The organism is Sphingomonas adhaesiva, from assembly GCF_002374855.1.
GTDB classification, from domain to species: domain Bacteria; phylum Pseudomonadota; class Alphaproteobacteria; order Sphingomonadales; family Sphingomonadaceae; genus Sphingomonas; species Sphingomonas adhaesiva.
The window spans coordinates 99,657-114,782 of the sequence record NZ_NWVC01000008.1; the positions used below are offsets into that span (position 1 = coordinate 99,657).

At 69.4% G+C, this 15,126-nt stretch carries 15 protein-coding genes; 7 read left to right on the top strand and 8 right to left on the bottom strand.

Features of this window, described 5'->3' with window-relative positions; all coding sequences use genetic code 11:
- Nucleotides 1-237: 237 nt before the first annotated feature.
- The 6 genes from tuf to COA07_RS14785 all read right to left on the bottom strand — a co-directional run bounded on the left by tuf (nucleotide 238) and on the right by COA07_RS14785 (nucleotide 7,302).
- On the bottom strand, nucleotides 238-1,434 hold the full coding sequence (gene tuf / locus COA07_RS14760) for an elongation factor Tu (RefSeq protein WP_066490016.1): 1,197 nt from the start codon (nucleotides 1,432-1,434) through the stop codon (nucleotides 238-240).
- A 209-nt stretch (nucleotides 1,435-1,643) separates the two neighbouring features.
- Nucleotides 1,644-3,737, bottom strand: a complete 2,094-nt coding sequence (gene fusA / locus COA07_RS14765; RefSeq protein ID WP_066706287.1) for an elongation factor G — start codon at nucleotides 3,735-3,737, stop codon at nucleotides 1,644-1,646.
- A 105-nt stretch (nucleotides 3,738-3,842) separates the two neighbouring features.
- Nucleotides 3,843-4,313: a 30S ribosomal protein S7 gene (gene rpsG, locus COA07_RS14770; protein ID WP_066490012.1), complete on the bottom strand. Its 471-nt coding sequence runs from the start codon at nucleotides 4,311-4,313 to the stop codon at nucleotides 3,843-3,845.
- A 139-nt stretch (nucleotides 4,314-4,452) separates the two neighbouring features.
- Nucleotides 4,453-4,824, bottom strand: a complete 372-nt coding sequence (gene rpsL / locus COA07_RS14775; protein WP_019831557.1) for a 30S ribosomal protein S12 — start codon at nucleotides 4,822-4,824, stop codon at nucleotides 4,453-4,455.
- Nucleotides 4,825-5,043: 219 nt separating this feature from the next.
- Entirely contained in the window at nucleotides 5,044-6,345 is a 1,302-nt protein-coding gene (locus tag COA07_RS14780; RefSeq protein WP_245842177.1) for a Xaa-Pro dipeptidase, read from the bottom strand.
- Nucleotides 6,346-6,414: 69 nt separating this feature from the next.
- Nucleotides 6,415-7,302: a LysR family transcriptional regulator gene (locus COA07_RS14785; RefSeq protein ID WP_096641291.1), complete on the bottom strand. Its 888-nt coding sequence runs from the start codon at nucleotides 7,300-7,302 to the stop codon at nucleotides 6,415-6,417.
- Between the two features lie 120 nt (nucleotides 7,303-7,422).
- On the opposite strand from COA07_RS14785, the gene wrbA reads away from it, so the two are divergent.
- A complete protein-coding gene (wrbA, locus tag COA07_RS14790; protein ID WP_066711546.1) occupies nucleotides 7,423-8,025 on the top strand; it encodes an NAD(P)H:quinone oxidoreductase in 603 nt (200 codons plus the stop codon).
- Between the two features lie 44 nt (nucleotides 8,026-8,069).
- Here wrbA and COA07_RS14795 read toward each other — a convergent pair whose 3' ends face one another.
- A complete protein-coding gene (locus COA07_RS14795; RefSeq protein ID WP_066711547.1) occupies nucleotides 8,070-8,858 on the bottom strand; it encodes a M15 family metallopeptidase in 789 nt (262 codons plus the stop codon).
- A 46-nt stretch (nucleotides 8,859-8,904) separates the two neighbouring features.
- Between COA07_RS14795 and COA07_RS14800 the strand changes: the two genes are divergently transcribed.
- The 6 genes from COA07_RS14800 (at nucleotide 8,905) to COA07_RS14825 (ending at nucleotide 14,565) form a co-directional block, all read left to right on the top strand.
- Entirely contained in the window at nucleotides 8,905-9,561 is a 657-nt protein-coding gene (locus COA07_RS14800; RefSeq protein WP_066711548.1) for an RluA family pseudouridine synthase, read from the top strand.
- Entirely contained in the window at nucleotides 9,554-10,420 is an 867-nt protein-coding gene (locus COA07_RS14805) for a hypothetical protein (protein WP_066711549.1), read from the top strand. Before COA07_RS14800 ends, COA07_RS14805 begins: the two co-directional genes overlap by 8 nt.
- Nucleotides 10,414-10,836: an alternative ribosome rescue aminoacyl-tRNA hydrolase ArfB gene (arfB, locus tag COA07_RS14810; protein ID WP_066711550.1), complete on the top strand. Its 423-nt coding sequence runs from the start codon at nucleotides 10,414-10,416 to the stop codon at nucleotides 10,834-10,836. The genes COA07_RS14805 and arfB overlap by 7 nt, the downstream gene beginning before the upstream one ends.
- Before the next feature lie 47 nt (nucleotides 10,837-10,883).
- Nucleotides 10,884-12,800 carry a methyl-accepting chemotaxis protein gene (locus COA07_RS14815; protein ID WP_066711551.1) on the top strand — a complete coding sequence of 639 codons (1,917 nt, stop codon included), beginning with the start codon at nucleotides 10,884-10,886 and terminating at the stop codon, nucleotides 12,798-12,800.
- Nucleotides 12,801-12,845: 45 nt separating this feature from the next.
- Nucleotides 12,846-13,331, top strand: a complete 486-nt coding sequence (locus COA07_RS14820; protein ID WP_066711552.1) for a GAF domain-containing protein — start codon at nucleotides 12,846-12,848, stop codon at nucleotides 13,329-13,331.
- A 124-nt stretch (nucleotides 13,332-13,455) separates the two neighbouring features.
- Nucleotides 13,456-14,565, top strand: a complete 1,110-nt coding sequence (locus tag COA07_RS14825; protein ID WP_066711553.1) for an RcnB family protein — start codon at nucleotides 13,456-13,458, stop codon at nucleotides 14,563-14,565.
- A 27-nt stretch (nucleotides 14,566-14,592) separates the two neighbouring features.
- Here COA07_RS14825 and COA07_RS14830 read toward each other — a convergent pair whose 3' ends face one another.
- A complete protein-coding gene (locus COA07_RS14830) occupies nucleotides 14,593-15,042 on the bottom strand; it encodes a universal stress protein (RefSeq protein ID WP_066711554.1) in 450 nt (149 codons plus the stop codon).
- Nucleotides 15,043-15,126: the final 84 nt, after the last annotated feature.

Below are 15,126 nucleotides of genomic sequence, written 5' to 3' on the forward strand. Positions count from 1 at the left end.
CCGTCACTCCGGCACCGATGGCGCCGAAGGCTCGTGCCGCAGGTGGAACACCGGCGGGATGAGATCCCGGCAGCACCCTGTCGTTGCAGGGCCGCCGGGACGACGAGAAAGAGCCGTAACTCGAATTCCGAAGCGGCGCGCATATAGCGCCCCACATAAAAAGGCAACCGCCCGCCGCACGAAAAACGTGCGGCGGGCGGAACCATTTTCGATCGGCCGCCGGGGCGGCCGGCCGACTTACTTGGCGATGCTGCTCACCACGCCCGCACCGACGGTGCGGCCACCCTCACGGATGGTGAAGCGCTGGCCGACGTCCATCGCGATCGGGGCGATCAGCTTGATGCCCAGCGCGACGTTGTCGCCCGGCATGACCATCTCGGTGCCCTCGGGCAGCTCGACGGTGCCGGTCACGTCGGTCGTGCGGAAGTAGAACTGCGGACGATAGTTCGCGAAGAACGGCGTGTGACGGCCACCTTCGTCCTTCGACAGCACGTACACTTCCGACGAGAAGTCGGTGTGCGGCTTGATCGAACCCGGCTTGCACAGCACCTGGCCACGCTCGACCTCGTCACGGGCGACGCCACGGATCAGCGCGCCGACGTTGTCGCCAGCCTGGCCCTGGTCGAGCAGCTTGCGGAACATTTCCACGCCGGTCACGGTCGTCTTGCGGACTTCCGGGTGGATGCCGACGATCTCGACTTCCTCACCGACCTTGATGATGCCGGTCTCGACACGGCCGGTCACCACGGTGCCGCGACCCGAGATCGAGAACACGTCTTCGATCGGCATCATGAACGGCTTGTCCAGCGGACGCTCCGGCTGCGGGATGTACTCGTCGACCGCCTTCATCAGCTCCATCACCGCGTCGGTGCCGAGCTTCTGGTTCGAACCCGACAGCGCGCAGGTCGCCGAACCCTTGATGATCGGAATGTCGTCGCCCGGGAACTCGTACGAGCTGAGCAGCTCGCGGACTTCCAGCTCGACCAGCTCGAGGATTTCCTCGTCGTCGACCAGGTCGACCTTGTTCATGAACACGACCATCGCCGGCACGCCGACCTGACGGGCGAGCAGGATGTGCTCGCGGGTCTGCGGCATCGGGCCGTCGGTCGCCGACACGACCAGGATCGCGCCGTCCATCTGCGCCGCGCCGGTGATCATGTTCTTCACATAGTCGGCGTGACCCGGGCAGTCGACGTGCGCATAGTGGCGGTTCGCCGTCTCATACTCGACGTGCGCGGTCGAGATGGTGATGCCGCGCTCGCGCTCTTCCGGCGCCTTGTCGATGTTCGCGAAGTCGACCGCGGCGTTGCCCGCGACGTTCTCCGCCAGCACCTTGGTGATCGCTGCGGTCAGCGAGGTCTTGCCATGGTCGACGTGACCGATGGTGCCGATGTTCAGGTGCGGCTTGGTCCGCTCAAACTTAGCCTTGGCCATTGTTTCCCTACCTTATTGGATTCGTCTTCGCGAACGGAGCCGCGCCAGAACGCGGCCCCATAGCGAGTGTTTAACCGTTGTGCAAACCCTGCCCCGCTCTGACGAGCCGACACGGGAGTAAATCCTGTGTCGTCGGACGGGATCGGCGGGGCCGACCCGCCGGCCGGCCCTGCGGCGTCTCGGGAGCAGGTCGCCCTGCCCCGTGCGCCTTAGGCGAGCTTCGCCTTCACTTCGTCGGCGACGTTCTGCGGCACTTCGTCATAGTGCGAGAACTGCATCGAGTAGCTGGCGCGGCCCTGCGTGAACGAACGCAGCGAGTTCACGTAGCCGAACATGTTCGCCAGCGGGACCATCGCGGTCACCGCCTGCGCGTTGCCGCGCGTGTCGGTGCCTTGGATCTGGCCACGACGCGAGTTCATGTCGCCGATGACGTCGCCCAGATAATCCTCCGGGGTGACGACCTCGACCTTCATCACCGGCTCGAGCAGCGTGATGCCCGACTTCTGCGCCGCTTCGCGCATCGCGCCGCGGGCGGTGATTTCGAACGCCAGCGCCGACGAGTCGACGTCGTGATACGCGCCATCGTACAGCGTGATCTCGAAGTCGATGATCGGGAAGCCGACCAGCGAACCGGTCGCCGCCGTCTCGCGGAAGCCCTTCTCGATCGCGGGGATATATTCCTTGGGAATGTTACCGCCCTTGATCTCGTCCTTGAAGATGATGCCCGCGCCGCGCTCGCCCGGCGTCAGCTTCACCTTCACGCGGCCGAACTGGCCGGTGCCGCCCGACTGCTTCTTGTGCGTGTAGTCGATGTCGACCGGCTTCTTGAGGTATTCGCGATACGCCACCTGCGGCGCACCGACGTTCGCCTCGACCTTGAACTCGCGCTTCATGCGGTCGACCAGGATCTCGAGGTGGAGCTCGCCCATCCCCTTGATGATGGTCTGGCCCGATTCGTGGTCGGTCGACACGCGGAACGAGGGGTCCTCGGCGGCCAGGCGGTTGAGCGCGACGCCCATCTTCTCCTGGTCGGCCTTGGTCTTCGGCTCCACCGACAGCTCGATCACCGGCTCCGGGAACTCCATGCGCTCCAGGATGATCGGGTTCGCCGGATCGCACAGCGTATCGCCGGTCGTCGTTTCCTTCAGACCCGCGAGCGCGACGATGTCGCCGGCGCGCGCTTCCTCGATGTCCTCACGCGAGTTCGCGTGCATCAGGAGCATACGGCCGATCTTTTCCTTCTTGTCCTTCACCGAGTTCAGGTAGCTGCCCTTGGTCAGGACGCCCGAATAGATGCGCGCGAAGGTCAGCGAGCCGACGAACGGGTCGTTCATGATCTTGAACGCCAGCGCCGAGAACGGCGCCTCGTCCGAGGACGGACGCTCGTCCGGCGTTTCGCCGTCCAGCTTCACGCCCTTGATCGCCGGCACGTCGAGCGGCGACGGCAGGAAGTCGACCACCGCGTCGAGCAGCGGCTGGACGCCCTTGTTCTTGAACGCCGAGCCGCACACCACCGGCACGAACGACATGTTGAGCGTGCCCTTGCGGATCAGCGCCTTCAGCGCCTTCGCGTCCGGCTCGTTGCCCTCCAGATAGGCTTCCATCGCCTCGTCGTCCTGCTCGACGGCGAGCTCGATCAGGTCGTTGCGATACTTCGCCGCCTTCTCGACCATGTCGTCGGGGATCGGCTGATATTCGAACTTCGCGCCCAGCGATTCCTCGAGCCAGATGATCGCGCGGTTCTCGACCAGGTCGACCAGGCCCTTGAACCCGCCCTCGATGCCGATCGGCAGGTACAGCACCGCCGGCTTCGCGCCCAGGCGGTCGATGATCGACTGCACGCAGAAGTAGAAGTCGGCGCCGGTGCGATCCAGCTTGTTGACGAAGCACATGCGCGGCACGCCGTACTTGTCGGCCTGGCGCCACACGGTTTCCGACTGCGGCTCCACGCCCGCCACGCCATCGAAGCACGCCACCGCGCCGTCGAGCACGCGCAGCGAACGCTCGACTTCGATCGTGAAGTCGACGTGGCCCGGCGTGTCGATGATGTTGATCAGATGCTCGGGGCCCTTGCCCTCCTCGGCCTTCCACTTGCAGGTGGTGGCAGCCGAGGTGATCGTGATCCCGCGCTCCTGCTCCTGCTCCATCCAGTCCATCGTCGCGGTGCCTTCGTGCACTTCGCCGATCTTGTAGGACTTGCCGGTGTAGTAGAGAATGCGCTCGGTCGTCGTCGTCTTGCCGGCGTCGATGTGCGCCATGATGCCGATATTGCGGTAGAGTTCGAGCGGATGGCTGCGGGCCATGGGGGCTTCCTTAGCGATGTGGGGAGCTCAGCACTTGGCCGGCTCCCCACGATATAGGTCAGATTTGAGACGCTTCCAAGACAGGCAGCGTCCGCATCGCCGGTGTTACCAGCGGTAGTGCGAGAAGGCGCGGTTCGCTTCCGCCATGCGGTGCGTGTCCTCGCGCTTCTTCACCGCGTTGCCGCGGTTGTTCGACGCGTCGAGCAGTTCGCCCGACAGGCGCGCCGACATCGTGTTCTCGCTGCGACTGCGCGCCGCGGTGATCAGCCAGCGGATCGCCAGCGCCTGCGCGCGCTCCGGGCGAACCTCGACCGGCACCTGGTAGGTCGCACCGCCGACGCGGCGCGAACGGACCTCGATGCCCGGCTTGATGTTGTTCAGCGCATCGTGGAACACGCCCAGCGGCTCGCGCTTGGCGCGGGTCTCGACGGTGTTGAGCGCCGAATAGACGATGCCTTCGGCGACGGACTTCTTGCCGTCCAGCATCACCGAATTCATGAACTTGGACAGAACCTCATCCCCGTACACGGGATCAGGCAGGATTTCCCGCTTTTCGGGACGACGACGACGCGCCATGTGAATTTCCTTCTAAAGATCAACCGTGCCCCTGCGTACGCAGGGGCTCAAGGTCACGACCGACAACGCTCGGGGCTCTGGATCCCGGACAAGATCGCCTGATGGCGATCTTTCCGGGATGATCATGCCCCCGGCATGATCACTTCGGACGCTTCGCGCCGTACTTCGAACGGCTCTGCTTGCGGTCCTTCACGCCCTGCGTGTCGAGCACGCCGCGCAGCACGTGGTAGCGCACGCCCGGAAGGTCGCGCACACGGCCGCCACGGATCAGCACCACCGAGTGCTCCTGCAGGTTGTGGCCCTCGCCCGGGATGTAGCTGATGACTTCGCGCTGGTTGGTCAGGCGGACCTTGGCCACCTTGCGCAGCGCCGAGTTCGGCTTCTTCGGGGTCGTGGTGTAGACACGGGTGCAGACGCCGCGCTTCTGCGGGTTCTGCTCCATCGCAGGGACCTTGGACTTGGCCTTCTGCGGCTCGCGGCCCTTGCGGACCAGCTGGTTGATCGTCGGCATTGAAGCCTTCACCTCTATCTAGGTTACTTTGCTGGAGCCATCACAGCTACTTGGAATACGAAAAGGACCATGGGCGCCCGTCACCGGTCGCCGCGGCCCTCAATGCATCCAGCAATGTTCAAGCTGTCCGTGCGCGAGTCACCCCGCGACGCGAACCGGCGGGCCTATACGCATCGCCGCCGGCCGCGTCAATCGCACGGCCGGCGGCACGCCTGCGGGTCAGTCGACGCGCACCCCGCCCTTCACCACCGCGACCGGATGTTCCAGCACGCGCACGTCGGCGGTGGGATCGCCCGACACCGCGACCATGTCCGCCCAGCGGCCCGGCGCGATCACGCCGACGTCGTCGCGGCCCAGCGCCTCGGCCGCATTGAGCGTCGCGGCACGGATCGCCTGCAACGGGGTCATCCCCCATTCGACCATCTTGGCGAACTGCTTCGCATTGTCGCCGTGCGGATAGACGCCGGCATCGGTGGCGAACGCCATCTTCACCCCCGCGCGGACCGCGCGCTGGAACGTCTGGCGCTGCTTCAGGCCGATCATCCGTTCCTTGTCGAGGCTTTCCTGCTCGGTCCCGTTCGCGGTGCCCGTCGCCAGGATGTAGTCGTCGTTGTAGATGTCCATGTCGAACCATGTGCCGCGCGCGATCGCGAGCCGAATCGCCTCGTCCGAGGCGAGGCTGACGTGCTCGATCGTGTCGATGCCGGCGAGGATCGCGGTCTTGATCCCCTCGTCGCCATGCGCGTGCGCGGCGACCTTCATGTGGAGCATGTGCGCCTCGTCGGCGATCGCCTTCATCTCCTCCAGGCTCAGTTGCTGCCCGCCGACCGAATCGCCCAGCGAGAAGACCCCGCCGGTCGCGCAGATCTTGATGACCTCGGCGCCGTATTTGTGCAGCCAGCGCACCTTGGCGCGCGCTTCCTCGGGCGAATTGACCACCGAGGGCAGCTTCTTGTCATAGGAAGGCGGCAGCGCATTGTCGTCGCAATGCCCCCCGGTCGCCCCGATCGCATAGCCGGCCGCGACGATCCGCGGCCCGACCACCCAGCCGCCGTCGATCGCCTCGCGCAGGCCGACGTCCTGGAAATCCGACGCGCCGACGTTGCGCACCGTGGTGAAGCCCGCGCGCAGCGTCTTCGCCGCATTGGCGACGCCCACCGCGCCCCAGAAGCTGTCGGTGTATTTCAGCGTCTGATAGCCGCCGACCTCCGCCAGGCTGGTCAGGTGGACGTGCATGTCGATCAGCCCCGGCACGATCGTGGCGTCGCCCAGGTCGACCCGCTTCGCCCCCGCCGGCACCGCCCCGCCCGACGCGACCGCGGTGACCTTTCCGTCGACCACCGTCACGACCGGGCGGTCGACCATCCGCCCGCTCTGCACGTCGAGCATCCGCGCCGCGGTCACCACCACCGTTTCCGGCACCGTTTCCGGCGCCTTTTCCGCCGGTGCGCCCGCCGCCGGCAGCGCCACCGACGCCGCCATCGCGGCCACAACCGGCCGCGCCCACTTCGCTATCGTCATTCCCTGATATCCCCTTGATGTGCCCGCACGATGGCGCAGCCGCCGCGCGCGCGCCAGCACCTTTCGGGCTCAGTCCTTCAGCCGCGCCGACAGGAACGCGATCAGCGCTTCGACCCGCGCGGGGCGCAGCGCGCTGGGCGGGGTCAGCAGATGCAGCGCGGTCGGCGCGGGCGCCCAGTCGGGCAGGATCTCCACCACCTGCCCCGACGTCAGCGCATCGCCCAGGATGAACGCGGGCAGCCGCGCGATCCCCAGCCCGGCGATCAGCGCGGGCAGCAGCGCGGTGCCGTTGTTCGACTGCAACGGGCCGCTCGCCTTGACCGACACGTCCGCGCCGTCCGCCGACCGGAAGCGCCAAGGGCCGGTGACGTTGGTATAGCCGAGCAGCCGATGCTCGCCGAGCTGCGACGGATGCGTCGGCGTGCCGTGCGCCGATAGATAGGCGGGCGCCGCGACCAGATGCGCCGCGATGCCGCACAGCCGCCGCGCGCGCAGGCTGCTGTCGGGCAGGTCGGCGATGCGCAGCGCGACGTCGAACCCCTCCGCGACGATATCGACGCGCGCGTCGGACAGATGCAGCTCGATCTCGATCGCGGGATGTTCGGCCAGGAAATCGGCGATCACCGGCGCGACGTTCTGCAACCCGAAGCTCATCGGCGCCGCCACCCGGACGCGCCCGGCCGGCGCGCTGGCGCCCTGCCGCGCGGCTTCCTCGGCGGCCTGCGCCTCCGCGACGATCCGCGCGGCATGATCGGCGAGCGGGCGCCCCGCCTCGGTCAGCGCGAGCCGGCGCGAGGTGCGATGGAACAGCGACAGGCCCAGATGCGCTTCCAGCCGCGACACGCCCTTGGAGACGGTGGCCTTGCTCAACCCGATCGCTTCTGCCGCGCCGCTGAACGAGCGATGCTCGGCCACCGCGGCGAAGATCGCCCATGCCTCCAGATCGGGGAGCCTCATGCCGGAAGTCTATCGGGCGAAACGATCCGTTTCAATCGTTCACGTTTTCGTGCGCCGGCCGCGCACCTAGGTTCCGCCGCACCCATCTTCCGCCCCCCTTAGTTTCGAAAGGAGCCACGCATGACCAAGGTTCTCGTCCTCTATTATTCCTCCTACGGCCATATCGAGAAGATGGCCGATGCCGTCGCCGAGGGCGCGCGCGCCGGCGGTGCCGAGGTCGACATCCGCCGCGTCGCCGAAACCGCCCCGGACGAGGTGGTGAAGGCCGCCGGGTTCAAAACCGATACCTCCCACCCGCTGATCGAGGGGCCGGACGCACTGGCCAATTACGACGCGATCATCGTCGGCGCGCCGACCCGCTACGGCCGGATGCCCAGCCAGATGGCGGCGTTCTGGGACACCACCGGCGGCGTGTGGATGCGCGGCGCGCTGGTCGGCAAGGTCGGCGGCGCGTTCACCTCGACCGCCAGCCAGCACGGCGGGCAGGAGACGACGCTGTTCTCGATCATCACCAACCTGCTGCACCACGGCATGGCGATCGTCGGGCTGGACTATGGCTTCCAGGGGCAGATGGGCGTGAAGGAAGTGCACGGCGGCACCCCGTACGGCGCCAGCACGCTGGCCGACGGCGACGGCAGCCGCCAGCCGAGCCAGGTCGACCTGGAGGGCGCCCGATACCAGGGCAAGCGCATCGCCGAGACGGCGGCGAAGCTGTTCGGCTGACCCGCTGACGGATTGCCCCGGCCATGCGCCGGGGCGATCCGCTTTTACCTGCGGCGCGCCGGACGCGGCATCCGGCACTTGCCCTTGCGGCATTCGGGCGGCGGATAGGCACCCAGATAGACCGGCGGCGCATCGACGTTGCCGATCACCACGACATCGGGCGGCACTGCCGGATCGGCGGGAAAGTCACGCCGCGCCCGCGCGAACAGCAACCGCGCGCGCTGCGCCCCCTGCGCGGCGCCGGTCGCGCCGACCCATCGCCAGTGCCACGGCTCCCACTTCACCCCCTGCCGGTTGCCCGCGGGGAACGACATTTCGAAGCCGTAGCGCGGCGCGTTCGCCGCCAGCCAGCGGAACGCCGGGGTGGCGGCGATGCACGCCTCCACATCCGGGCAGCCGTTGACGCGCGGGCGAAACGCGAAATCCAGCGCGAAGCCGGTGGCATGTTCGCTATGCCCCGGCGGCGCGACCGAAATGGCCCGGTCCCCTGCCCCGCCATCCGCCTCGTCGCCGCGACAGAACACCGATTGCTGGTACAGGATCGCGCGATGGCACGAAAGCGCCAGGATCCGCCCGCCCACCGCCGGGTCAGCCGCCGCGGCGGTCAACAGCCGCTCCAGATCGGGCAGCACCTCGCGCCGCAGGACGCAGCCCTTTCCCGCCACCCATGGCGAGGGCACCGGCACCAGATCGTCCGGCGGTGCGTCGCCATAGGGCAGATGCCCCAGCACGCGCCCGTCCGCGGCGGCCGGCGCGCGGCCGACCGCGCACACCTGCGCCTGCGCCGGGATCGCGAGGACGAACATGACGAGGAACAGGATCGCGCGCTGCATGGCGTCCCTCTGGCCAGCGCGGCGCCATGATGGCAAGGGGGCAGCCATGTTAGGCGACCGTGTGCTCTTCCTCGACGGTGAGGCGTTGGTGATCGACAAGCCGGCGGGCCTGCCGGTGGACCCGCCGCGCGATGGCGCGACCAGCCTGGAGAATCACCTCGCCTCGCTGACCTTCGGCTTCCGGCGCTGGCCGGTGGCGGTCCACCGGCTGGACCGCGACACCAGCGGCTGCCTGCTGCTGTCGCGCAATCCGAAGGCGCACGCGCGGTTCCAGCAGGCGTTCGAGGCGGGCGCGGTGCGCAAACGCTATGTCGCCGTGCTCGACGGCGTACCGCCGGAGGCAAGCGGGACGATCGACCTGCCGCTGGGCAAGGTGTCGTCGGCGGAGCGCGGCTGGCGAATGACGCGCGATCCGCGCGGCAAGGCGGCGCGGACCGACTGGCGGGTGATCGGCGAGCATGCCGGGCGCGCGCTGGTGGAATTCCTGCCGGCGACCGGGCGCACCCATCAGATCCGCGTCCACGCGCTGGAGGGGCTGGGCGCGGCGGTGACCGGCGACCCGGTCTACGGCACCGCGCATCCCGGCGGGATGATGCTCCACGCGATCGCGCTGACGGTGCCGCGCCCCGGCAAGGACGACGTGGCGGCCCAGGCGCCATGGCCGGAGCGGTTCGCCGCGCTGGGCTTCGACCGCGATGGCTGAGCCGCGCAGGTCGGCCCTCGCCGTTGGGCAGGTCTGGAGCTTCCATACGCGCCCGTTCACCGGTTTCTCGCCGCCGGACACCGGGCGGTACGGCGCGTTCAGGATCATCGGCCTGACCGGCGACATTCTGGGCGTCGCAGTACTGTCCGGTGTGTGGCACACGCCACCGACCGCGACGGACGTCGCGGGCGCGATGGTGATCCATGAACACCGCTTCGCCTTTCGCGGCAAGCCGGCGGTGTTCGGCGCGCGGCCGGAGGAGTGGAACGCGTCGGGCGAACTCGACGCGCTAACGTTCGTCGCCGACCAGCCGGTATCGGCAGAGGATGAGGCGTTGTTCGCCATGCTCACCGGGTTCGCGCGCGGCGCCGGCTTCGGCGAGTTGTCGAACGTCGATACCATCGTCGAAGGCGAATGGCGCTGGGCGAACGATCGCGAGGCCCTGATCGCCGAAATCGCGCAGGAGGAAGCGCGTGAGGAGGCGCAGCGCGAGGCCGAGGCGAAGCGGTTTGAGACGCGGCTGGCGAAGCTCACCTGGACGCAACTTGCCGCCGAAACGCCGCTGGCGCGCTGGCAGCCGTCGTCGCCCTATCCCCCGCCCGCCTTTGCCGAGGCGGCGCGCGCGACGCTGCGCGCCGCGTGCGCCGAGCTGGCGGCGTTGGGGGACAAGCCGCGCAGGCCGGCGGTTCGGACGGTCCTGAAACGCACCGTCGAATGGTTCAACGCCGCCGACAATGCGGCGGGCGGCGTCATCGGCACCGGTGAGCGCGAGGACATCGTCGCGGCGTTGGAGGACATCGCCTATGCCGCACGCCAGCCCGCGCTGATGGACGACATCGATATGTGGCGCGAATGGTAGCGATCCCGATCTCCCGCAGCATCGCTATCGACAGCGACGAGCTGGAGGAATCGTTCACGCGCGCATCCGGCCCGGGCGGGCAGCATGTGAACACCACCGACAGCGCGGTCATGCTGCGCTTCGACGTGGCGCGCTCCCCCGGGCTGCCCGATGCGGTCAAGCACCGGCTGGCCGCGATCGCGGGGGCGCGGATGACGCGCGACGGCGTGCTGGTGCTGCGCAGCGAGGGCGCGCGGTCGCAACTGCTCAACCGGCAGGAAGTGCGCGACCGGTTGATCGCGATGATCCGCGAGGCGCTGATCGTCCCGAAGAAGCGCCGCCCCACCAAGCCGACGCGCGCGTCGCAGACGCGGCGGGTGGAGGGCAAGGCGCGCCGCGGCGCGGTGAAGGCCGGGCGCGGCAAGGTGCGCGAGTGAGCGAGGCGTTAGCTTAGCCTTAAAACGCGTCAACTATGTCGTGCGGCATGACGTTGTCCGTTGCCGCGCGCCCTGACGCCGACCTGGCGTCGCTCGCCCCGATCTACCGCCGCGATTTCGTGGCGCCGCTGGTGTTCGTCCTGGTCGCCCTGTCGGCGGTGACGCTGCTGCTGCTGTTCTGGTTCAGCGCCGCATCGGATAACCAGGAAATCACGCGCGAGCGGCAGATGGCGGAGTTCCTGATCGATTCGGAACGCGACTTCCTGGTCCGCAACGAACGCGGCTATGCGCAATGGGACGATGCGTTCGAGCGGATCGTGCGCCGACGCGACGCGGCCTGGGTGCATCGCAACATCGGCAATTACGTCTATCAGTCGAACCACTATGAATATGCGCTGGCGATCGACGGCAAGGATCGCACCATCTATGCCAGCTACAAGGACCGGCAGGAGCCGATCGACGCCTTCGCGCTGATCGGGCCGGCGCTTCGCACGGTCATCGACGACCTGCGCCGCCGCCCGGCGAGCGACCGCAACGAACGCGGCATGTTCGTGCGCATCCGCAACCGGCTGGCGATCGCGAGCGTGACGCAGATCACCGATGCCGACGGACGGACGCCGGGCCACCAGGACCGCTCCTACCTCATCTTCGTCAACGTCCTGTCGCCGGCCGAACTGCAACGCCTGGGCGGCGAGCGCGAGCTGGCGGATGTCGAATTCGTCCGATCGGGCGCGCCGGTACCGGCCGGGCATGCGACGCTGCCGCTGCGCGACGTGCGCGGCATGCAGATCGGACGCCTGCAATGGGACGCGCAGCAGCCCGGCACCATCCTACGCAACCGCTGCCTGCCGGGGGTGCTGATCCTGCTGGCGCTGCTGGCGCTGCTGACGCGGCGGGTGCTGAAGCGATCGCGCGACACGCTGGCCCGTACCGCGGCCGCGCTCGCGCAGTCCGCCAGGGATACGCGGCAGGCGCAGGACGCGCTGGAGGAGCTGAACCGCGCCCGCGATGCCGCCGCCGAAGCGGAGCAGGAAGCGCGCGAATGGCTGGAATGGACGGTGGCGCAGGTGCGCGCCGAAAACCGCGCGCTGGACGCCAAGGTGCGCGAGGCCCGCGACGTGGCGATGGCCGAGGCGCGCCAGCAGCTGGAGAGCGAACTGGCGCCGTTGCTGGCGACGATGCGCGGGCAGGCCGCGTTGCTGGCGGGCGCATCCGAGCAGGTCCGCGACCAGGCGCGCGGGCTGGAGACGCTGGCGACCACCGCGTCGACCGCCGCCGCCGCCACCGAACGCCGCTCGCTCGACCTTGCCCCGCAGGCGGCGACCTTCACCGAGGCGAGCCGCGAGATCGAGCGCCAGTCGCTCGCCGCCCTGTCCGACGCGCGCCGCGCCGCGGGCGACGGGCAGGAGATCCAGGCGAGCGTGGGCGAACTGGCGGGATCGCTGGACGAGATCGGCGGCGTGCTGACGCTGATCGACGACCTGTCGCGGCAGACCAACCTGCTGGCGCTCAACGCGCAGATCGAGGCGGCGCGGGCGGGCGAGGCCGGCTCCGGCTTCGCGGTGGTCGCCAGCGAGGTGAAGTCGCTGGCGCATCACACCGCCGATCTGACCGCGCGCGTCACCACCCAGATCGGCGCGCTGCGCGACCGCGTCGGCACCGCAATGGAATCGATCGGGACGATCGGCGACGCACTGACCCGCACCGAACAGGCATCGAGCGTCATTACCGAGGCGGTGAACCGCCAGGCGCGCGGCATCGACGGCATCCGCGCGGGGATCGACGGGATCGCCGCCGAAAGCCGCACCGCCGCCGCATCGGTAGGCGACACGCGCTCCGCGATCGCCGCCGGCCATGCCGCCGCCGACCGGCTCGACGGCGTGGCGCTGGACCTGACCGAGACGCTGTCGCAGCTCGACCGCAGCGTCGCCACCTTCCTGCAGCAGTTGCGCACCGCGGCCTGACCCGCGCGGCTGGACTTTCCCGCCCGCGCGCCTAGCTACGCCATCATGTACGCCTTCGACATCGCCGCCACCGACCGCGCGGAATTGTACCGCGATCTGACCGCCGCGCTCGACGCACTGACCGCGGGGGAGCCGGACGCGATCGCCAACATGGCCAATGCCGCCGCGCTGATCGGCCAGTATCTGCCCGACCTGAACTGGGCCGGATTCTACCGGATGGTCGACGGCGAGCTGGTGCTGGGACCGTTCCAGGGGAAGGCCGCGTGCATCCGCATCCCGCTGGGCAAGGGCGTGTGCGGTACCGCCGCGGCCGAGCGACGCACCCAGCTGGTGGAGGACGTCCACGCCTTTCCGGGGCATATCGCGTGCGATGCGGCGAGCCGGTCGGAACTGGTCGTGCCGATCCTGGACGGGGACCGGCTGATCGGCGTCCTCGATCTCGACAGCCCGCTGCCCGCGCGGTTCGATGCGACCGACGCTGCGGGGTGCGAGGCGATGATGGCGCTGCTCGCCCCGCGCCTGCGCGGCTGATCGCCAACCGCCCCGGATCGGGACAGGTCACCGCGGCTCTGGTTGCGGTGGCGTCACGATGGTAAGCAACCCGTTCACCACGGGCGCGTTGCGGCCGGGTTGCTTCAGGGGAAGGATTGCGCCCATGCGCCTGCTGCCGATCGCCGCCATCGCCTCATTCGCCGTCGCCGCCGGCATGCCTGCCGCGGCGCAGACGGCGCCGGGGACGACCGCATGGAACGGCGGCCGCCATGGTCTGGCGAACGGCGGCCATTGGAACCGCGGCGACGGGAACGGCAACCGCGCGTGGCGCGCGCCGCGCTGGGGCGGGCAGATCGGCGGCCGCTGGTGGGGCGGAATGCGCGCGCCCGGCGGATGGGGTGCGTATCGCCGCCCGGCGCGCGGCTGGGTGCTGCCCGGTTACTGGATCGCGCCCGGCTGGTCGATCAACGACTGGCAGGCCTATGGCCTGCGTCAGCCGCCCTATGGCTATACCTGGTCGCGCTATTATGACGATGCGGTGCTGATCGACCCGCGCGGCACCGTGTACGACAGCGTCGGCGGGATCGACTGGGCGCGCGGCGACGACGGATATGGCCAATATGCCGACGGCTATCCCCGGCTTGCCTACCCCACGCGCGACGCCGACGGCGGGCTGGGCGGCGCCGCGATCGGTGCGGTGGTCGGCGGGGTCGCGGGCAATGTGATCGCGGGATCGGGGAACCGGCTGGGCGGGACGTTGCTGGGCGCGGGTGCCGGCGCGCTGGCCGGTATGGCGATCGACCGGGCGGACGGCGCGGGGCGCGTTCCCGTCGCACCGCCGCCGGGGGCCGGCTATCCCCCTCCCGGCGCAGGCTACCCGCCGCCGCCGCCGCATGGCGGCGGCCCGGGCGCGCCGCCGCCCCCGCCGGTCGTCGCCTATCAGCAGGGCAGCTATGGCGGCGATTATGCCGGCACCACCTATTCGGGGACGACCTATTACGGGCCGCCGCCGGTCGCCTACCCCGGCTACGCGCCCTATCCTCCGGCGCAGGTGATCGGGGGCAACGGCACGATCGTCACCACGACCCAGGGCGCGCCGGGCTATGTCGCGGGGGGCTGGTATTATCCGCCCGCCACGATCACCACCGTCACCGTCCAGTCCGGCAGCACCGGGCAGACGGTGGAGGACGTCTACGAGGACCGCGTGGTCTACACCGGGCATCGCTACACCAAGGCGCCGCGCCGCTATGCCAAGGGCCGCTGCCGCTGCTGATGCGGCGGCGGGCCTGCCGCCAGCGCCTCAGCTGAGCCGGTCGATCGCGGCGGCGTCCAGCCCGCCCGGGACGATCATCAGCGGCACCGACAGCGTGCCGGCCTCCGCCGCGAAATGGCTGACCAGCGCGCCCGGGGCGCCGGGCGCGGCGCCCAGCACCAGCGCGGCGATGCGCGGATTGTCGGCGATCATCTGCCGGATCACCTTCGGCCCGTCGCCCTCGCGCACGGTCAGCGACGGGCGCACCCCCGATTCCTCCAGGATCGTACCCGCCGCGCGCGCGACCAGCCCCTCCGCATGGTGGCGCTGTTCTTCCTCGATCGTGGCCTGAACCCCGCCGAAGGCGATGAATTCCTGTGGCGGCAGCAGCGCCAGTATCTCCACCCCGCCGCCCGTCTTCACCGCGCGCCGCGCCGCGAAGCGCAATGCGCTCAGCGCCTCCGGGGTGTCGTCGATCACGGTCAGGTAGATGCGCATCCGGGCAGCCTACGCCCCGCCGCGACGCACGCCAAGGGGCAGACGGGCTTGACCGCATAGCGCGTGTCCGCGACAGACGGCGCA

Excerpts from the sequence above, each read along its gene's own strand:
- tuf (WP_066490016.1), bottom strand. The coding sequence starts at position 1,434 with ATGGCCAAGGCTAAGTTTGAGCGGACCAAGCCGCACCTGAACATCGGC.
- fusA (WP_066706287.1), bottom strand. The coding sequence starts at position 3,737 with ATGGCCCGCAGCCATCCGCTCGAACTCTACCGCAATATCGGCATCATG.
- rpsG (WP_066490012.1), bottom strand. The coding sequence starts at position 4,313 with ATGGCGCGTCGTCGTCGTCCCGAAAAGCGGGAAATCCTGCCTGATCCC.
- rpsL (WP_019831557.1), bottom strand. The coding sequence starts at position 4,824 with ATGCCGACGATCAACCAGCTGGTCCGCAAGGGCCGCGAGCCGCAGAAG.
- COA07_RS14780 (WP_245842177.1), bottom strand. The coding sequence starts at position 6,345 with ATGACGATAGCGAAGTGGGCGCGGCCGGTTGTGGCCGCGATGGCGGCG.
- COA07_RS14785 (WP_096641291.1), bottom strand. The coding sequence starts at position 7,302 with ATGAGGCTCCCCGATCTGGAGGCATGGGCGATCTTCGCCGCGGTGGCC.
- wrbA (WP_066711546.1), top strand. The coding sequence starts at position 7,423 with ATGACCAAGGTTCTCGTCCTCTATTATTCCTCCTACGGCCATATCGAG.
- COA07_RS14795 (WP_066711547.1), bottom strand. The coding sequence starts at position 8,858 with ATGCAGCGCGCGATCCTGTTCCTCGTCATGTTCGTCCTCGCGATCCCG.
- COA07_RS14800 (WP_066711548.1), top strand. The coding sequence starts at position 8,905 with ATGTTAGGCGACCGTGTGCTCTTCCTCGACGGTGAGGCGTTGGTGATC.
- COA07_RS14805 (WP_066711549.1), top strand. The coding sequence starts at position 9,554 with ATGGCTGAGCCGCGCAGGTCGGCCCTCGCCGTTGGGCAGGTCTGGAGC.
- arfB (WP_066711550.1), top strand. The coding sequence starts at position 10,414 with ATGGTAGCGATCCCGATCTCCCGCAGCATCGCTATCGACAGCGACGAG.
- COA07_RS14815 (WP_066711551.1), top strand. The coding sequence starts at position 10,884 with ATGACGTTGTCCGTTGCCGCGCGCCCTGACGCCGACCTGGCGTCGCTC.
- COA07_RS14820 (WP_066711552.1), top strand. The coding sequence starts at position 12,846 with ATGTACGCCTTCGACATCGCCGCCACCGACCGCGCGGAATTGTACCGC.
- COA07_RS14825 (WP_066711553.1), top strand. The coding sequence starts at position 13,456 with ATGCGCCTGCTGCCGATCGCCGCCATCGCCTCATTCGCCGTCGCCGCC.
- COA07_RS14830 (WP_066711554.1), bottom strand. The coding sequence starts at position 15,042 with ATGCGCATCTACCTGACCGTGATCGACGACACCCCGGAGGCGCTGAGC.